This is a genomic window from Xenorhabdus littoralis (assembly GCF_033949345.1).
Lineage (GTDB): Bacteria > Pseudomonadota > Gammaproteobacteria > Enterobacterales > Enterobacteriaceae > Xenorhabdus > Xenorhabdus littoralis.
This window is the reverse complement of sequence record NZ_VCDP01000097.1, coordinates 1-1,104: the sequence shown is the minus strand read 5'-3', so window position 1 is coordinate 1,104 and position 1,104 is coordinate 1. Positions and strand designations below refer to the sequence as shown.

General features: G+C 52.9%; 1 protein-coding gene. It reads right to left on the bottom strand.

Annotation, left to right across the window (positions count from 1 at the left end):
- A partial coding sequence (locus tag FE394_RS17220; RefSeq protein WP_319927579.1) for an AMP-binding protein occupies window positions 1-1,104 on the bottom strand: 1,104 nt, incomplete at both ends.

Sequence of the window (1,104 nt, the reverse complement as noted above, 5' to 3'; positions counted from 1 at the left end):
CTGTGTATCCAGAATATAGATTTGGGTATTGGCGATAGGGTGACCAATGTAAGAGGAAGTTCGGGTCAAGCCGTTTAACGCAGACCAGACCGTCGTTTCCGTTGGCCCATACAAATTCCAGAGCGTAGGAACCTGTTGGAGCAACTGGGTTGCCAGTTTTTCAGGTAATGCTTCCCCACCACACAGCACCTTAAACTTGGTTGGCAGAGAGAAAGTCGGCATTTGCAATAACATACGCCATGTCGAAGGCGTTGCTTGCATGATGGACACATTATGATGCGCAATTAAGGCAGCCAGTTGCTGTGCATCCGTGGCCTGTGCCTGTGTCGCCAGTATGATTCGCGCCCCTGTTAATAACGGCAGGAATAGCTCCAGAATGGAAATATCGAAAGAGAGAGAGGTAATACCCAGTAAAACATCCGCCTCCGTCATACCGGGTTCCTGACTCATCGAACACAAGAAATTAACAATATTACTGTGTTCAATCATCACACCCTTTGGTTTCCCTGTTGAACCCGAGGTATAAATCACATACGCCAAATGACGTGAGGTCAGCCCCAGTCTCTGAGCCTCAAGATTTTCTGCCGGCCCGTTATCCAGAACCGATGGGCCGCGGGCATCAAGCACGATGGTAGGCAGGTGACTGTCCAGGGTTTCCAGCAGACCAGTTTGGGTAAGCAACGCCACGGGTGCGGCATCTTCCAGCATATAAGCCAGACGTTCGGCCGGATAAGCCGGATCGAGCGGCACATAGCCTGCCCCCGCTTTGAGGATACCCAATAATCCCACCATCATTTCCAGGCTGCGTTCAACACAGATGGCGACCCGATCGTCCGGGCGTATACCCAGCGCCAGCAGATGATGGGCCAGCCGGTTGGCGCGGCGGTTCAGTTCGCCGTAGCTGAGAGTGCATTCTTCAAATACCACAGCAGTGGCATCTGGAGTGCGTACCACCTGTTGCTCAAACAATTCATGGAGCAAAACGTCTCTTGGGAAGTCAGCCTCGGTATTATTGAAGTCCGCCAGTAACTGCTGGCGTTCAACGGCGGGCAACACATCCACCGCCAAGGCCGGCGAATGCGGTGCATCCGCCAATATCGCGAC